Raw genomic sequence first — 17,195 nt, forward strand, 5'->3', positions numbered from 1 at the left:
GCTGCCGAATGCGATTCAGCTACCCTGCGCCGCCACCTATTATTCACGCAAGGGCATCGGCTTCCCCTGAGCGATGCCCGCTACAAGAAGCTCGAGCGCGTGCTCGCGACTCCTCCCGCCTGCCCGCGACCCGTCCGCTCGTTCCCCGCGCACCTCGCCATCCAGCGATAGGATCGAAGCGTCATACCATCCCATTCGCCCCGGACGACCGCGACTTCACCGATTCCGCGACCTCGCGTCCCGCGCGAGCGACGCGTCCTTCGCCGCGCGCGGTCGACCGTGGTACGCTCGGCGGCATGCTTAGCCTACGCATTCTGATCTGCAGCGCCCTGGCCCTCCTCTCGCTCGCAGCCTGTTCATCCAAGCCCCAGGACACCGACACCGACCCGTCCACGAGCGCGCCGAGCACGGCCACCGACCCGACCGGGGACGTCACGACGACGACCACCACCGGCATGACCGCGTCCGAGTCCTCGCCGACCGATCCCTCGACCACGACCGGCACGACCACCGACTCGACGACGACGACCACCACCACCACCGCCACCGGTGGGATCGAGCCGGGCGGCGTCAACCCGTGCGGCTCGTGCGCAGAGGGCGAGTACTGCTATTGGCAACCCGCCGACCAGCCGGAGTGCGCAGACACCCAGTGCAAGGCGGTCCCGCAGGAATGCGCGGACTGCTTCGCGGCCCCGCTCGAGTGTGACTCCGCCACCATGATGTCGTGCGCGTCGAGCCGCTGCTACATGGAGCTGTTCGAAAAGGTCGAGCTGGCCGACGACGGCATCGTCGTCGTCCATTGCGGCCTGTGGGCCGACACCGGCTGCGGCAGCTGAGCGCCGCTCTCGCAGCCGCGGCCCAGCTCTGCACGCCGTGACGGCTCGCCCCGGATCCATGGTGTCGCCGTGGCCGAGCCCGTACATCCAGCTGTTGCCCCAACACTTCAGGCGGTCGCCCCCGCGCTCAGCCGCCGGCCCGGGCCCGGCGCAGCAGGTTCTTCGCCGTCCCGCTGCGCTCACGCCCCGGCCGCACCCAGGCGATGTCGAGCGACGACGCCGCCGTCAGCGCCGCATCGCGCGTCGCGTCCGAATCGAAGCCGCCGATCGCCGCGAATTCGCCGACGTTGTGGCGCGGCCGCTCGAACATGTGGAACACCGTGACCGCCAGCCCGAGCGCGTGCGCGTGACGCTGGAACAGCAGATCGGCCCCGCGCGCGTCCCCGACCACGAACCGACACCCACGCGCGCACGCAGCCTCGATCTGCGGCACGTAATATTTAATAAATTCCTCCTCGGTCAGATCGAGGTGCCCGGACACGAAGGCGACGGAGGGGGTGGTCATGACAGCCGCGGATCGTAGCTCCGCGTGCGCGGCGAAGAAAGTCGATCGCGCCGGTGCGCCCGCGCGCGCGGCCGCGGAGCTCCGCGGTCACCCGGCAGTCTCCGGGACATGGCCCTTCGGACATGCCCCAAAGTTACCCCTGCGATCCGGGCTCCGCGTCGCCCCGGCGCCCGCGAAGCGCCAGCGCGCCCGCGGCCGCCACCACCCATTCGAGCCCGGGAGCGCCCGCCTCGGCCTTGCAGCCGCAGCCGTCGTCGTCGTCCGCGCCGCCGGTCGCAGCGTCGGTGGTCGACGACGACGCGTCCGTCGTGCTCGGCGTCGCCGTGTCTGCGGCGCCGCCGGTGGTCGGCGCAGCGCCGCTGCCCGAGCTCTCGCCCGACTCGGTGCCCGCGCCGGTGTCGCTCTCGTCGCCCGTCGTCTCCGGCTCCGGCTCGAACTCGGGGAAAGGCCCGCGGATCGCCAGCGTCAGGTGGTCGAACATGATGTTGACGAACATCGTCTTGCCGTCGGGCGAGAAGCACACCCCTGAGAATTCGCTGTCGCTCTTGGCGTTGCGGGCGAAGTCGAACACCTCGCCGGCCTGGTTGAGGACGCGGACGTAGTTGTCGCCGTCGCCGTCCTCGGCCATGAACAGCTCGCCCCACGGCGCCATCGTGATGTTGTCGGGGTGATCGAGGATGTCCGGGTGTTCCGAGCGCGCCAGCAGCTCGAGCGTGCCGCCCTCGGGCCCGTCGACGAGCCGGAAAATTTGCCCGGCGCCGGCCGGCCCGCCGCTGGTCGAGCACACGTAGACCGCGCCCTTCCAGTACCAGATGCCCTCGCCGCGCTTGACGACCGCCGCGCCCTTCGCCTGGGCCTGCCCGCGCACGCTGTCGTCCACCGGCGTCGGGTCGTCGACGTCGACCCAGCTCACCGCCACCACCTGCCCGACCTCCATGTCCGTGGTCGCGAACTCGTCGACCTCGACCGCGCGCAGCGCCTGCAGCTTGCCGGTGAACGGGTCGGCCTTGTCGTTCGGCACGAACCGGTACAGGCAGCTGTCGCCCTGGTCCTCGGTGAGGTACGCGACCAGGGTGTCCGGGTCGACGCACGCCGCCTCGTGCTTGAACCGCCCGTAGCCGGCGATCTGCCGCGGCATCTGGACCCTGTCGGCGGCGACGTCGCACAGGAAGGTGTAGCCGTGCTTGCCGTCGGTCGTCTCCTCGCACGACAGCCAGCCCCACGGGCTCTTGCCGCCGGCGCAATTGCGCAGCGTCCCGAACAGCACCAGGTTGCTCGACTTGAGCTCGAGCGTGGCGTTGTCGATCACCAGCCGCGTGACCCCGCCCGACGTCCCCGGGTTGTACGACTCCGGCGGCGCCTGCTGCTCCGGGTGCAGCGGCGTGTGCAGGACGTCGAGCACGCCGAGCTCGTGGTTGCGCATGAGCACGATCGTGTCGTCCGGCCCGGGGAACGCCCCCATCGCGTCGGGCAGCCCGGGCGAGCGGTAGCCGTCGCTCATCGGGTCGAACAGCCGCGTGAGGACCTTGTAGGTGAACCCCGGCGGCAGATCGATGATCCCCTCCGGATCGGGGACCAGCTCGCCGTACCCCGCCGCCTTCGCCACGCGGTGATAGGTGAACGTGAACGGCAGCGCCGCCGAGCCCGCGACCGCGGCCCCGCAACGCAACAGCCCGCGCCGCCCGAACACGTGGGAATTATGCCTCACGCCACCCACTATCGCCACCCCGCGTCCGCGCTTCAAGGCCGCGCCAGTGATGATCATCACCGCCGGGAGTGGCCGGCTTCGCCCGCTCACATGTCCCTCGAGACAGTGTGGCTGCTCCCGCTGTCGGCCTGTCTCTTGCGCCATGTAACTGCATCTTCGAGGTCGCCGCCAGGTTCCTGGCCCACCCGGTCGGACCCGTCATCGCGCGAGAACTCGTCGCGTCCGCCTCCTCCCCGCTCGCTCCGCGCCTCCCCCTTGACGACCTGTCCCTCGCGCCAGGCAGCCACCTCGCGCCCGCCGTCACCGAGGAATCAATCCCCGGCGGCCAATCCCCGCCCGCTCGCCGCGGCCCCCGCGGTGCTATAGTCGCGCCTCGTGCCCGCCCTCGGCCGCGACAGCCTCCTCGGCATGCTGCTCGCCTACGCCGCCCTCACCCTCGGCGTCTGCCTCGTCTCGCGCGCCTCCACCTGCACGGAAGCCGCCGCGCCCGCCTCGGCCGGCACCGCCGCCGAGGAGACCGCCCTGTGGGCCTTCCTCGGACCTGTCGCTCCAGGCATGTCCCTGGGGCCATGGTCGATCGTGCAGGTACATCCGCCGCGCGCCGGCGCCCTCGTCGTCGCCCTGCGCCCCGCGAGCGGCCCCGACCTCGAGCTCGCCGTCACGCGCCTCGCCCCCGACGGCCCGCGCCCCCTCGCCCGCACCGCCCACCTCGCCGTGTTCCTCGCCGCGCCTGTCCCCGCGGACAGCCCCACCCCGCCCGAGGTCCTGGAGGCGGCCGCAGCCCTCGCCGCAGCCCTCGCTGCCCGCGAGGCAGTCGGCCCACCCCCGCTCGGCCCGCTCACGCCGTAGCCGCAGCCTCGACGCCTGCCTGCCCCTTCGACCAGCCGGTTCACCACCTCACTCGATGACCGCGACCTGTCCCTTCGGGCATCCGCATCACTCCCCGTGTCCGCCCGCCTCGCCACGCCCGCGCTCCTCGTCGCCCTCGCCGCGCTCCACCTCGCGCTCGCGTGGCCCGGCGCCGGCGAGCGCGGCGTGATCGCCGAGGAAATCACGCCCTACCTGCCGCGCCACCCCGTCGTGCTCGCCGGCGCCGAGGGCGGCCGCGTCCGCCTGCTCCCCCCGCACGACCTGTCCGACCGCCGCGGCTTCGTCTCGACCGCCCAGTGGCCCAACCTCGCCTACGTCGGCGAGCGTCGCACCTGGCCGGTCCTGATCAAGGGCCACCAGAGCGCCCTCGGCACCTACGTCGGCATCGCCGCCGCGCCCGTCCTCGGCGACGGCATCGCCGGCGTCCGCCGCAGCTCGGTCCTCCTCGGCCTCGCCCTCGTCGGCCTGCTGTTCGCGCTCGCTCGCCGCCTCGGCCTCGGCCTCGGCCTCGCAGCCGCCGCCGCCGTCGCCTGCATCCTCTCGCCCGGCCTTTTGTTCTTCGCCCGCACCGGCTACGGCTTCGAGCTCGCCAGCCGCGTCGCCATGCTCGCGGCGCTGCTGCTCGCCACGCGCCCGCTCACCGCCCGGCGCAGCGCGGCCCTCGGCCTCGTCCTCGCCGCCGCGATCCTCTGCCGCGCCACCATCGCCGCCACCCTCTTGCCGGCCTTGCTGCTGCTGCTCGTCCACCCGGCCCACCGGGCCGCGCCGCGCCGCCTCGCGCTCGCCCTCGGCCTCGGCGCCGCGCTCCCGCTGCTGTCGGCGCTCGCCGTGCAGGCCGCGATCCCGCTGCACGCCGGCACCGCCCCGGCGGCCAAGCTGCCGATCGCCGCCCTGGCCGCAAGGACAGCCACTGCGCCGGCCACCCTCGCCGCCCAGCTCGCCTACGTCGCCGACCCCGACACCGTCCTGCTGCCGCTCGTCGCCGACCTGTCGCGCTCGCCCCTGCCCGGCCTGGTCTTCGGGACGGCCGTCTTCCTGCTCGCCCTGGCCCGCTGGTCGCGCGGCCGCGCCGGCGACGGCGAGTGCATGTTCGTCGCCGCCGCGCTCGCCAACGCCCTGTTCGGCGCCTGGCTGTACGGCGACCCGCGGCAGTTCCAGCTCGGCATGGCCCTGGAGCCGCTGTTCGTCCTCGCCGTCGCCCACCAATTGCAATCGCTGGCCCCGCGCCCGCGCCTGCTCGCCGCGCTCGTCGCCGGCCTGCTGGCCGCGCGCGCCTGGCAATGCGGCGTCCTCCTCGCGGCCGAGCGCGCGACCACCAATCCGATGCTCAGCGGCAAGGCCCAGCGCGAGCTGACCGGCGCCCTCGCCGAGCGAGGGCCCGGCCCCGGCGACATCGTCACCACCACCTACAATCACGTCGGCATGCTCGAGGCGTGGGCCCCCCGATCATCGGATCCGCCGCTCCACGCCTATCGCGCGCTTCGCCGCGGCCGCGGCGAAGACGACGCCGAGGCGATCGCCGCCTGGCAGGCGATCCTCCGCCATCATTCGGCCCGCTTCATCGTGTTGTCGACCGGCCCCAATTTGTTCGACGGCCCCTTCACCGACAACGCCGCCAGCGAGCGCGCCCTCCTCTCCGCCTTGCCCGCGGTCGGGCGGCGAATCGTCGCCCGCAGCGATTTCACCTGCGATTCCGGCACCCCCTGCCTCGCCCTGCTCGAGCTGTCGCCACGGCCTGACCTGTGAACAATGCCCGGGGCGCACTCGGGGCATTGCCGATCGAATCACGAAACAGGCGCGAGCGAATGGCCCTGCGCGCCCTCTCATGCAGAAGGGCGATCTCGCACATTTTTTGATTGACGCCGGGCGCGGCATCCAGCTGTGATGCGCGCTGGAGTGTCTCATGCGTAGCACTGTGCTGTGTTCGTTCGTGGCCTGTCTGGCCGTCCTCGTCGCCCCCGCGGTCGCGCGCGCCAACGTCGGCGTCGCCTTCGTGCACGGCACCGGCAAGCAGACCAATGCCCTGGCCGACTACTGGACCCCCGCATTCGTCGACTCGGTGCGCCAGGGGCTGCCGAACCCCGCCAATTACGTCGTGATCAATTGCGACTTCGAGCAGTACATGTGGGACCCCGAGGCCGCCGGCTGTCTCGCGGGCCAGCTGACCAGCTTCATCAACACCAAGAAGATCACCTCGATGGTGGTGATCACCCACTCCAACGGCGGCAACGTGGTCCGGTGGATCCTCTCCAACCCGACCTACGACAGCCGCTACCCCAAGATCATCAACACCATCCGCTGGGTCGACGCGCTCGCGCCCTCGAGCCTCGGCACCCCGCTGGCCGACGCCACCGTCTCCGGTAACACCTTCGAGCAGTCGCTCGGGTGGCTGCTCGGCTACAAGAGCGAGGCGGTCACCATGCAGCAGACCAGCCACATGGCGTTCTACAACAAGAACTACCTCTACGGCACCGCCGGCCGCCCGGCCCTGCCGCGCGACTTCTGGGCCGTCGTCGGCACCGACGTCGACTCGTCCCCGTTCGACAGCGACTCGTACTGCGGCGGCTACTCGCTCAACGTCGGCCTCGAGACGACCCAGAACTGGCTCGACGACTGCTCCGACGGCTTCCTCGAGTGCACCTCGCAGGGCGGCGCCGGCTACGTGTGGCTGTACGACTCCGACTTCGCGGGCGACGAGCCGCTGAGCCACGCGCAGAGCCGGCGCAACTGCTTCGGCCTCGACGTCATCCTCCGCAACGACGTGTGAGCGCCGACGGACCTGCGCTCGTTCCATTCTCACCGAGGACCCATTCGTCATGCTGACCCGTCTTCCTCTCCTCCTTCTCGGCGTCGTGTTGTTCGCCGCTCCGACCGCCGTCGCCGCCCCCGCGGCTGCGGGCGCTCGGCTGTCGGCCCCCGCCGCCGGCGACCTCGTCGGCGAGCGCCTCACCGCCGACGTCCCGGCCGTGTCCGCGGCGATCGACCGCGCCCCCGTGGCGATGAGCTGGCCGATCGACCAGGCCGCCGACGACCTGCAGGCGCGACCCGAGGCGCACCGCGCCGACAGCCGCAGCTGGTGGCGTCGCGTCGACGTCGCCGCCCTCGCCGCCGGCGTGCCCTTGCCGATCAGCCAGCCCGGCGCGCTGCTCAAGCTCAGCCCGCAGGGCGGCGCCGCGCTCGGCGTCGACGCGCTCGAGCTGGTCGACCCGCAGGGTCGCGTCTACCGCGGCGCCGACGTCCTGCGCCCGCTCGCCGAGCCCACGCACCTGCGCGACGCCGGCGCCCCGTTCGCGCCCGGCACCGCGATGTTCACCCTGCGCCCCGACCTCGGCGCCGGCGCCTTCGTCCTCCGCGCCCGCGTGCGCGCCCCCGTGCTCGTCCACGTGCTCGAGCGCGACGCCGGCGCCTGGCTGTCCCTCGAGCCAGACTCCGACGTCGTCCTCGCCGGCGGCCGGCTGCACGTCCGCGCGCGCCTGCGCGACGGCCAAGCTGACCTGAAGGCCAGATCGATCTCCGGCGAGCTGATCGCCCCCGACGGCGAGACCACCCGCTTCACCCTCACGCCCGCCGGCGACGGCAGCTACGGCGCCGACGTGCCCGCCCCGCGCCGCCCGGCCAAGCCCGGGGTCCTGCACACGATCCAGATCCACGCCGAGGGCGTCACCGCGCGCGGCGTCCCGGTCCGGCGCACCGTCACCAACGCGGTCTCGGTCGTCGCGCCCACCGCCCGCTACACCGGCGCCGTCGCGGTCGAGGACGCCGGCGACGGCCGCCTGCGCGTCCGCCTGCCGGTCGAGGTCGCGGCCGCCAGCCGCTTCGCCGCCAGCGCGGTCCTCCACGGCACCAACCGCGCCGGCAAGCTCCAGCCGCTCGGCGTCGGCCAGGCCGCCCGCTGGCTCGAGCGCGGCCCCGGCGAGCTGACGCTCGAGTTCGACGCCGCCACCCTCACGGCCGCCGGCCTGCACGGGCCCTACGAGCTCCGCGACCTCCGCCTCGTCGATCAGGGCCGCCTGGCGACCATCCACCGCCAGGCCCGCGCCGGCACGCTGCCCGCCGCCGGCCGCTGACCTGTCCTCGCGGACATCCCATCCTTCGCGCCGCGCGGCGGACGTGTCCTCCCGGACATCTCCGCCGCGAAGTCGTATCCGCGCTCGCGGCCGCGCGGTGCTGACCTGTCCCTTTGAACATCCCCGCCGCCTCTGCGCGCGCTGATCCGCTCGCCGCGCGATCCCGGCCTGTCCGCAAGGACATCTGCGCCGCTCACCCGCGCGCCGGCGCCTCCACGCGCGCACCAACGACCTGTCCTCGCGGACATCCCAACCGAGCCTCGGCCCCATGAACTCGCCCGCCCGGACAGTTGCACGCGTCAGGGCGATCGGTATCCTGGACAGCTATGAGTTCAAAACACCTCGCCCTAACTCACGCCGGTTTCGCCGTCGCTCTCGCTGCCTGTGGCTCGCCCGCGACCCAGGGGGAGACAGGCGGCATCAGCGAAGGCTCGTCGACCACGGACACGAGCACCTCGAACACGGCGCCGACGACCGGACCGACCGGCGGGCTCTCCGAGACCGGCACGAGTGACAGCGAGGGCAGCGTCGGCAACAGCGACACGCAAGCCTCCACCAGCACCACCGACGCGCTCACCGGCACCGGCGCGACCGACACGACGACGACGACCACGCCGGGCACCACGACCGACGAGCCCGGCACCACGACCACCACCGACACCACCGGCCCGGACACCTCGAGCTCGAGCAGCGACAGCACCTCGAGCTCGACCGGCGACGATACGACCACCACCGGCACCACCGGCGAGCCGGTCGGTTGCGGCGACACGCTGACCGCCACCATCCGCGACTTCAAGCTCTCGCACCCCGACATGGAGGACTACTGCTGCGGCCAGGTCGACGGCCTCGTGCAGGCGGCGCTCGGCCCCGACAAGAAGCCGGTGTTCCAGTCGGCCGGCAACCCCAAGATGCTGACCGACGCGCCGACCTTCTCCCAGTGGTACAACGACGTCGCCGACGTCAATCAAAAGATGCAGCTGCAGATCGCCCTGACGGAGATCCAGCCGGGCCTCTACTCCTACACGAACAACAGCTTCTTCCCGGTCGACAACATGCTGTGGGGCAACGAGGGCCAGAACCACAACTTCCACTTCACGACCGAGATCCACACGAAGTTCCAGTACACGGGCGGCGAGACCTTCACGTTCCAGGGCGACGACGACGTGTGGGTCTTCATCGACGGCGAGCTCGTCATCGACCTCGGCGGCGTCCACGGCGTCGCCGCGGGCAGCGTCGACCTCGACGACCTCGGCCTCGACCTCGGCAACCTCTACGACCTCGACGTGTTCCACGCCGAACGCCACACGGTGGAGTCGAACTTCCGCATCGACACGACGATCTGCGCCATGCCGATGTGAACCGGTGCGCTCGCCACGACACCACCGCGATTGAAGCCCGCGCTGCTGGTCGGCGACGACGGTGACGGCCAGCGCGACGGCGACGAGCTGCTCGCCCACAGCGACCCCACCGACCCGAACGACACGCCCTGAAGCGCCTGCGCCCGGCGGACCTGGGCGCGAATCGATCATCTCGACCGGGGCCGCGGGGCTGGGCACACTCTCGGGACATGCGGCCTCGAATCGTCGTCCTCGTCTCACTCCTCGCATGCGGCGCGTTCGCGTGCGCCGAGCGACCGCCTGCTTCGCAGGAGACGCCCGGAGCCCCGCCCGCGAAGGAGCCCGCCGCGCCCGCCAAGGCGTCCGCCACGGCCCCCGCCAAGGCGCCCGCCACGGCCTCCGCCCCGCCCGCGAGCGAGGGGTTCCCGTGCACGGCCGACGCCGACTGCCCGGTGCTGCCCTGCGGCCCGTGTGAGCCCGGCACCCCGGTCACGCCGGAGCGGCTGAGCGGACCGTCGTGTGCCCGCAACCCGTGCAAGAACGCCGCGTCGGTCTGCAAGGAGCGCGTCTGCGTCGTGCATCCGGACACCGAGAAGGACCCCGCGGTGTGGGGCCCCGCGCCGGCGAAATGACCGGCGTCACGCCGGCAGCGGCGCGGGCCCGGGCCCCGGCTCGCCGGGCAGCGGGAAGCGGGCGATGTAGCCGGTGCGCCGCTTGACCGGCACCTGCGTCCCCGCGAGCGTCGAGATGATCAGCTCGGGCTCGGACACGATGTATCCGGCCTCGTCCGGGCTCTCGAACGGCGGCGGCACGGGGTCCTTGTCCATCGTCGAGCGCAGCCGATAACTCAGGACGAGGATCACCTTCGAGACCTCCTCGAGGACGGTCTCGGCATGGATGTCACGACCGAGGGCCGAATACTCGTCGATCGGCGCCTTGAGCAAGACCTCGTTGCGCCGGGTCTCGCCGGGGCCCACGCGGGAGAACAGCGGCTGGAACACGACCCGCGGCATCACGTTCGGCGGCACGGGCGGGCGCGCGAACACCAGGCGGAGGCTCTCGCCGGCGACGAATCGATAGACGCCGAATGGGTCGGGCACGCGCTTGCCGGCGCGGTCGAGGACCCACAATCGGTCGCCGACGTAGAGCTCCTCGAACGCGTCGAGCTCGTACTCGAGCTTGAACGTCGGCTCCCCGGCGGCGGCGCCGTCGACGGCGGAGAACGACCAGGAGAGCGCGTAGGCGGGGGTTCGTTCGCGGACCAGCTCGATCATCGTATTCACCTCGGTCCCGTCACGGCGTGATGGGCGAACCGTCGGGGTTGGAGTAACCACTACCATGATCGGTGCGGCGATAGGGGTAGTTTCTGTCGCCGAGGTAATCGTTCTCGCTCGGGCTCGCCGGCACGCCGGGGACCTGGCTGCCGCTGCCCGGGCGATTGGTGCCGTCGTTGATCGTCTGCCACTCCTCGTTGTTCTCGTAGCCGTCGGTGCGGCCCTCCCACTGGCGGTTGGTGCCGTACACGTTGTGCTCCGCGTGGCCCATCTCGTGGAACAGGGTCGCGTCGCCCGGTTCCGGGCTCCCGGCGGGTCCCAGGACGATGTCCGGGTTGTACGAGATCTGCGTGTCCGAGCCCGGACCGGGCACCGGGTTGCCGTCGGCGTCGTAGCGGAGCGCGTTGTCCGAGTTCTGCCCCGCGCCCGGGTAGCACAGCGAATTGTTGGGGCCGTACGTCGCCTCCTCGGCCGCGCTGTACTCGCGGATCGTCAGGTTGTGCCCGTTCGGGTTGTTCTCGATGTTGTTCAGCCGCTGCAGGCCCGACGGCGTCGACGCCATGATGCCGAGGTCGCGCATCACCTTGTTCTGGAAGTCCGCGTAGCGGCCGGTGCCGGGCTGCACGGTGATGTGGTCGCCGACCTGCAACGAGCCGTCCGGCAGCTTCACGACCGGCAGCGGGAACGACGCCCCGCCGATGACCACGAGCGCCGCGCCGGTCGTGATCGCGGCGGGCGCCAGCTCGGTCACGCGGCCGGCGAACAGGCCCGGCCCGTTGAGCTGGACCGGCGTCCCGCTGATCGTCGTCGGCCCGCTCGAGGTGACGTCGACCGAGGCCTTGCCGGCCACCTTCATCGTCGTGCTCGCGTTGATCTCGACGCTCTTGCCGGAGATCGACAGCGCCGCGTCCGAGTTGATCGACATCGCCCCGACCGAGTGGATGTTCACCGTGCCGGTCGCGTCGATCGTGACGTCGGCGCCGTTGACGGTGACCGTGGCCAACCCGGTGGTCAGGCTGAAGAACTTGTCCGACATCGCCGTGCCGGTCGGCGGGATCGGCGGCGGCGGCGGGTCGGGCGGCGGCGGTTGCTTGATCGTGATCGTCTGGACCCTCCCGACCACCACCGAATCGACCGCGCCGATGTTCGCCGAGCGGTTGACGCCGACGTTCTCGCTATGGTTGTGGAGGATGACCGTGTTCCAGTCCTTCTGCGCGTGCAGGAAGATCTCCTCCGACCCCTTGCGATCCTCGAACCGCAGCTCGTTGAAGCCGCCGCCGCCGAGCGAGCTGTCGGACTTGATCGTGCTCTTGGTCTTCTCGTCCGGCAGCGGGTACGGCGGCTCGTTGAGCCCGTGGTAGATCCGCCCGGTGATCACCGGACGGTCGGGGTCGCCCTCGATGAAGTCGACCAGCACCTCGTGGCCGATGCGCGGCAGGAACATCGCCCCGTAGCGGTTGCCCGCCCACATCTGGCTGACGCGGACCCACGTCGCGCTGCGCTCGTCGAACTTGCCGTCGCGGTCCCAGTGGAACTGCACGCGCACGCGGCCGTGCCGGTCGACGTGGATCTCCTCGCCCTCGGGTCCGACCACGGTGGCTGTCTGGACCCCGCGCACCGTCGGGCGCGAGGTCGTGCGCGGCGGGCGGTACGGGACCTTGAGCTCGGTCGCCGTGAAGGTGTTGTGATACGAGCTCTCGCCCGCGGCCTCCTGATCGAGCACCTGCGGCTGCGCGCCGACGTGGTGGACCTGCAGCACCCGGTACTCGCCGTCGAATTCGGGCCGCGGGTGGCTGGCCAGGATCATGAAGTACCCCGGCGTCAGCCGCGGCGAGTCGCTGACGCCGCTCCCGAGCCGGCGGGTCGCCTGAAGCGCCTCGAGGCGGATCTTCGCCATCTGCTGGCCCTGGTGCGGTCCGCCGCGGCCGGGGTCCTGGTATTCGCCGGGGTAGTCGTAGACCTCGAGCTCCCGGTGGGTCTTGCCGGTCGCCTGGACCTCCATCGCCTGATCCGGCCTGTGAAGATTGAAGTCGCGCAGCGAGACCTTCCCGGGGCGCACCCGCCCGCCGAACCGGAAGCTGCGGACCCGCTCCTCGCTCTGCACGGAGACGTCGATCTGCGGGTTGAACAGCACCGTCGGGTTGCCCGCGATCGGCGGGTGCACGTTCACGTTGTCCCCCATCACCCACACGTGCTTGTCGGCCTCGTGCTCGAAGAAATAGAAGATCCCGTCCTCCTCGAGCAGGCGGCTGACGAAGGCGAAGTCCGACTCGCGGTACTGCACGCAGTAGTCGCGCCGCTCGTAGGCGCCGACCAGCGAGAAGCGGAACATGTCCGCGTCGAGGCCCGCCGTCCTCAGCACCTCCGAGACGATCTGCTGCGTCGTCATGTCCTGGAAGATGCGGCTGCTCTGGCGGTGGAGCAGCCGGTGGGCCCACGGCACGATCGTGAGCTCGTACAGCTCGAAGCTGGTGGTGTGACCGACGTACTCCGCCTCCGTCACGAAGCCGTGGACCAGCCGCGCCTCGTCCATGCCGCGGATCGTCAGCAAGGCCGGCGCGTCGAGCAGGTCCTCGAGGTCGAGCTCGTTCGCGGCCACCTCGACGCGGAATTCATACAGGCCGCTGATCGCCTCTTGCCCCGAGAATCGGACCGCGCGGAGCTCCCTGTCCCCGACGTTCAACGAGAATATGGGGGTACCAGGCGGTAACCCGAACAGCGCGGATGCGACAGTATCCATCAGAGGCATACGAGAGCGCCGGGCCGGCAAGGTTGCACGCGACCTCGACACCGTCAAGCAGCTGCTCACGCGCGAAGGCAAGCGCCACCGACGTGCTCCCTCATGATCTCGAGCGGATAGCTGCGCTGTTCTAACGATTGTCGGCCCGGCGCGCCGGAGGTCTCGGGCCCCTATCGATGTGCTCGCTCGCCTCGGCGTCGTCGCCGAACTTCGCCCTGTCCCGCGCTCCCGGCCCGGTTCGCGAGCGATTGGCAACACAGCCCTCCGGCGGGGGCTCCGAGCAACACACGGGACTCGAGCCCTCCACGCGCGGGGCCGTGAACACAGGGCACAGCTCACGGAACGCTCACGGCTGAATGGCCAGTGTGCGCGGGAATGACGACTCACTCGAGATGAAATCGCCCATGCGCGCTCTCATACCACCGCGATGATTGCTATCGCCCGTGAGACATCGGGCTCGCAAAGCCGGCTCGCTCCATGTCGCGACCGGAGCGCGGCGCCCGGCTACGCGAGGTCGGCGTCGGCGCGGGCCGTCTTCGCCGCGGCCGCCTCGAGGAGCGCGCGCACCTCGTTCAGCAGCGCCGCCTGCGAGTAGCTGCCCTTGCGCAGCACCCGGTGCACGCCCGCGTGCAGGAACTCGGCCTCGCCGGCGGTCAGCTCGCAGGCGGTGATGACGATGACGGGGATGTCGCGCCAGCCAGGCTCGGCGCGCATCGTCTGGATGACCTCGAAGCCGTCGACCTCCGGCATCATGAGGTCGAGCAGCACCACGTCGGGGATCGCGCTGCGCAGGGCGTCGATCGCCTCGCGGCCGTTGGCGGCCTCGCGCACCGACCACTGGGCCCGCTCGGCCAACCTGCGCAGCAACTCGCGGACGTCGGGCTCGTCGTCGACCACCAGCACCGACGCGGGCAGGCTCGGCTTGCGGTAGCGCGCGAGCGTGGCCAGCAGGCGGTCGCGATCGATCGGCTTGAGCAGGTAGTCCGAGGCGCCGAGCGAGAAGCCGACGTCGCGGTCGCTGACGATCGTCATCACGACCACCGGCACCTCGGCGAGCTCCGGGTCGCGCTTGAGGGCGGTGAGCACCGCCCAGCCGTCCATGCCGGGCATGATGACGTCGAGCGTGATGACGTCAGGCGAGATCTCGCGAGCCAGGCGCAGCGCCTCGGCGCCGCTGCGGGCCGGGACCACGCGGTAGCCCTCGCGCGCCAAGAACCGGGCCATGAGCTCCTGGACCACCGCCTCGTCGTCGACGACCAGGACCGTCGACGCGCCCTCCGGCGGCGGCTCGACCTCGGTCGGCTCGTCGGCGCCCGCGGCGTCGGTCGCGTAGATCGCCGGGACGAACCTGCGGGCCGGCAGCGTCACCGTGAAGCTCGAGCCCTGCCCGAGCACGCTCTCGACGGTGATGTCGCCGCCGAGCATGCGACAGAAGCGGCGGGTGATCGCCAGCCCGAGGCCGGTGCCGCCGAACCGCCGCGTGGTCGAATCGTCGGCCTGGGTGAAGGGCTCGAACAGGGCGCCGATCTTGTCGGGGGGGATGCCGATGCCGGTGTCGCTGACGACGAAGCGGAGCTCGTCGACCCCCGCGTCGCCGTCGACGCTCCGCGCGGCCTGCAGGCGGATCACGCCGCAGCTGGTGAACTTGGCCGCGTTGCTGAGCAGGTTGTAGAGGATCTGCCGCAGCCAGGTGCGGTCGGTGTGGAGCATCCCGACGCCGTGGTCGACGTCGGTGACGAACACGCTGCCGTTCTTGAGGGCCAGCGGCGCCAGCGCGGCCGTCACCTCGGCCGCCAGCTCGGCGAACGCCACCGGCTCGATGTGCGTGTCCATCTTGCCGGCCTCGATCTTCGACAGGTCGAGGATGTCGCTGATGACGCTCAGGAGGTGCTCCGCGGCCCCGTGGATCTTCGCCAGGTCGCGCACCACCTCGCGCTCGCCCGCCGCGGCCGCGTCGTCCTGCAGCAGCTCGGTGTAGCCGATGATCGCGTTGAGCGGGGTCCGCAGCTCGTGGCTCATGTTGGCCAGGAACGTACTCTTGGCCCGGCTGGCCTCGAGCGCGCGGTCGCGGGCGCTCGACAGCTCCTCGTTGAGGCGCTGCAGTTCCTGCTCGCGCTGCTGCCGGGTGGCGACCTCGACGTGCAGCTCGGTGGTGCGGGTGTGGAGCCCGTCGATGAGCTCACCGAGCTGCGACACCATCGCGTTGAAGGCCCGCGTGAGCTCGCCGATCTCGTCGTGGGAGCCCTCGTCGGCGCGCGCCGACAGGTCGCCGCCGCGCATCCGCGTGACCGCGGCGGTGAGCCCGAGGATCGGCCGCGACAGCACGCTGCCGACGCCGAACGCCACGCCGGTCACGAGCGCCGCGATCAGCATGGCGACGAGCGTCGCGTCGCGGTCGCGCGTGGCGATCGGCGCGAGCAACGTCGCCGACTCGATCGCCGCGGCGATCTGCAGGCCGTGGGGCCCGGGCGGGTGCAGCTCGATCATCAGCCCGTCCGGCCGCTCGCGCGCGCTGACGACGGTGCGCGTGGCCGCGTCGGCGCCGGCCCGCAGCAGCGCCTCGCCGTCGCCGCCGAACACCACCACGCCGACCCCCTCGCCCATCACCGCCGCGAGCTTGTCGAGGGCGTCGTGCAGCCCCGCGGTCGCGTAGCGGACGCGCAGCACCGCGGTCGCGCCGTCGCGCGCGACGACCGGCGCCTCGACGTCGAACGCGTCGGCGTGCAGCACCACGCGCACGCCGGGTCGCGCCCGATCGCCGAGGGCCGACTGCGTCGCGTCGACGCGTCCCGCCGACGCCCACACCTCGCCGCCCTCGCCGACGAGCGCGACGCCCACGGCCGGTCTGAACTCGCGCTCCGCCAGCGCAGCGACGGCCGCCGCGGCGCGCCGGCGGCCCTCGGCGTCGGCTGCGGACGCGACGACATCGCCCTGGCGGGCGTCGCTGGCCGCGAGGGCACGCGCCTCCGCGATCGCGCCGTCGAGCACCTCGGTCGCGGCGACCGCGACGCGCTCGAGCTGCGATGCGGCGCGGGCCTCGACCTCCTCGCGCAGCCCCGTGCCGTCGATCCCGACGTGCAGGCCGACCCCGCCGAGGGCCACGAACAGGAACGAGACCTGCAGCTTGGTGGTCAGCGGGAACTGCTTGAAGTCGCGGACGACGAGCAGGACGAGCCCGACCATCCCCGCCGAGGTCATGATGTACAGCCACGTCTGGAACAGCGGGAAGACGGCCTGAAACGGCGGCTCCAACGCGTCCGCAGCGATCAGCGCGATGCCGATCAGCGTGACGACCAGCATCGTGCGGTTCACCTCGCGGAAGGACAGCACGCCGGGCGCCAGCGCCAGCGCCGTGATGAAGCCGGTCAACGCCAGGCTCATCGCCGTCGCCGCCATCAGCAACGAGCACACGATGACCGCGACGGTCATGACGCGAATGGCGATGCGGACCGCGCTGTCGAGCGCGCCGGCCCGCGCGCGCGGGATGACCACGCGCGCGTACACCGTGACCAGGCTCAGCAGTACGACGATGATTCCGTCGAGCTGCCACACGTGATCGAGGAAGATCGTGATCCCCGTGTTGCCGACCGCCGCGATGATGCATGCGACGATGAGGACCTGCGCGCTCTGGACGATCCGGCGCTGCAGCTCCCGGGCGCGCGGAGCCGCCATCGCGAGGGGAGTATGATCATTCATTGCCATTCATCCGACATGACGGCCGCGAGGAGCCCCCTTGCCCCCTGCGACTACATTCACCGCAGCGCGCGTGAATGTCGCGGCAAACGACCGACGAATTGTCTTGTCCACGGCCCGGCCTGCTTGGTACGTTGATCCGCGCGGTATCGCCGCCGGGGCCCG

General features: G+C 71.6%; 12 protein-coding genes. 7 read left to right on the forward strand and 5 right to left on the reverse strand.

The window, feature by feature from the left end:
- The first annotated feature begins 296 nt into the window (after positions 1–296).
- On the forward strand, positions 297–836 hold the full coding sequence (locus tag K7C98_RS25900) for a hypothetical protein (protein WP_224194449.1): 540 nt from the start codon (positions 297–299) through the stop codon (positions 834–836).
- 127 nt (positions 837–963) lie between these two features.
- Here the strand turns inward: K7C98_RS25900 and K7C98_RS25905 are convergent, their stop codons facing one another.
- Positions 964–1,341 (reverse strand): hypothetical protein, encoded by a 378-nt coding sequence (locus tag K7C98_RS25905; protein ID WP_224194450.1) that lies wholly within the window; start codon positions 1,339–1,341, stop codon positions 964–966.
- Between the two features lie 133 nt (positions 1,342–1,474).
- Positions 1,475–3,049, reverse strand: coding sequence for an alkaline phosphatase PhoX (locus K7C98_RS25910; protein WP_224194451.1), 1,575 nt, complete (start codon positions 3,047–3,049; stop codon positions 1,475–1,477).
- A 375-nt stretch (positions 3,050–3,424) separates the two neighbouring features.
- Between K7C98_RS25910 and K7C98_RS25915 the strand changes: the two genes are divergently transcribed.
- The 6 genes from K7C98_RS25915 (at position 3,425) to K7C98_RS25940 (ending at position 9,955) form a co-directional block, all read left to right on the forward strand.
- On the forward strand, positions 3,425–3,898 hold the full coding sequence (locus K7C98_RS25915) for a hypothetical protein (RefSeq protein ID WP_224194452.1): 474 nt from the start codon (positions 3,425–3,427) through the stop codon (positions 3,896–3,898).
- 96 nt (positions 3,899–3,994) lie between these two features.
- Complete coding sequence (locus tag K7C98_RS25920; protein ID WP_224194453.1) at positions 3,995–5,665, forward strand: hypothetical protein; 1,671 nt, start codon at positions 3,995–3,997, stop codon at positions 5,663–5,665.
- A gap of 157 nt (positions 5,666–5,822) precedes the next feature.
- Entirely contained in the window at positions 5,823–6,686 is an 864-nt protein-coding gene (locus tag K7C98_RS25925; RefSeq protein ID WP_224194454.1) for a hypothetical protein, read from the forward strand.
- A gap of 49 nt (positions 6,687–6,735) precedes the next feature.
- Entirely contained in the window at positions 6,736–7,986 is a 1,251-nt protein-coding gene (locus tag K7C98_RS25930) for a DUF4785 domain-containing protein (protein ID WP_224194455.1), read from the forward strand.
- A gap of 326 nt (positions 7,987–8,312) precedes the next feature.
- Positions 8,313–9,344 (forward strand): fibro-slime domain-containing protein, encoded by a 1,032-nt coding sequence (locus K7C98_RS25935; protein WP_224194456.1) that lies wholly within the window; start codon positions 8,313–8,315, stop codon positions 9,342–9,344.
- 209 nt (positions 9,345–9,553) lie between these two features.
- On the forward strand, positions 9,554–9,955 hold the full coding sequence (locus K7C98_RS25940; RefSeq protein WP_224194457.1) for a hypothetical protein: 402 nt from the start codon (positions 9,554–9,556) through the stop codon (positions 9,953–9,955).
- A 6-nt stretch (positions 9,956–9,961) separates the two neighbouring features.
- On the opposite strand, the gene K7C98_RS25945 is transcribed toward K7C98_RS25940, so the two are convergent.
- From K7C98_RS25945 to K7C98_RS25955, 3 genes are all read right to left on the reverse strand, one after another.
- Positions 9,962–10,606, reverse strand: coding sequence for a hypothetical protein (locus K7C98_RS25945; protein ID WP_224194458.1), 645 nt, complete (start codon positions 10,604–10,606; stop codon positions 9,962–9,964).
- Between the two features lie 10 nt (positions 10,607–10,616).
- A complete protein-coding gene (tssI, locus tag K7C98_RS25950; RefSeq protein ID WP_224194459.1) occupies positions 10,617–13,280 on the reverse strand; it encodes a type VI secretion system tip protein TssI/VgrG in 2,664 nt (887 codons plus the stop codon).
- 561 nt (positions 13,281–13,841) lie between these two features.
- A complete protein-coding gene (locus tag K7C98_RS25955) occupies positions 13,842–17,009 on the reverse strand; it encodes a response regulator (RefSeq protein WP_224194460.1) in 3,168 nt (1,055 codons plus the stop codon).
- Positions 17,010–17,195 lie beyond the last annotated feature (186 nt).

The sequence above is a fragment of the Nannocystis pusilla genome, assembly GCF_020073745.1.
Taxonomy (GTDB): domain Bacteria; phylum Myxococcota_A; class Polyangia; order Nannocystales; family Nannocystaceae; genus Nannocystis; species Nannocystis radixulma.

Coding starts and splice junctions, on each gene's coding strand:
- K7C98_RS25900 (WP_224194449.1), top strand. CDS start 297: ATGCTTAGCCTACGCATTCTGATCTGCAGCGCCCTGGCCCTCCTCTCG.
- K7C98_RS25905 (WP_224194450.1), bottom strand. CDS start 1,341: ATGACCACCCCCTCCGTCGCCTTCGTGTCCGGGCACCTCGATCTGACC.
- K7C98_RS25925 (WP_224194454.1), top strand. CDS start 5,823: ATGCGTAGCACTGTGCTGTGTTCGTTCGTGGCCTGTCTGGCCGTCCTC.
- K7C98_RS25930 (WP_224194455.1), top strand. CDS start 6,736: ATGCTGACCCGTCTTCCTCTCCTCCTTCTCGGCGTCGTGTTGTTCGCC.
- K7C98_RS25935 (WP_224194456.1), top strand. CDS start 8,313: ATGAGTTCAAAACACCTCGCCCTAACTCACGCCGGTTTCGCCGTCGCT.
- K7C98_RS25940 (WP_224194457.1), top strand. CDS start 9,554: ATGCGGCCTCGAATCGTCGTCCTCGTCTCACTCCTCGCATGCGGCGCG.
- K7C98_RS25955 (WP_224194460.1), bottom strand. CDS start 17,009: ATGGCGGCTCCGCGCGCCCGGGAGCTGCAGCGCCGGATCGTCCAGAGC.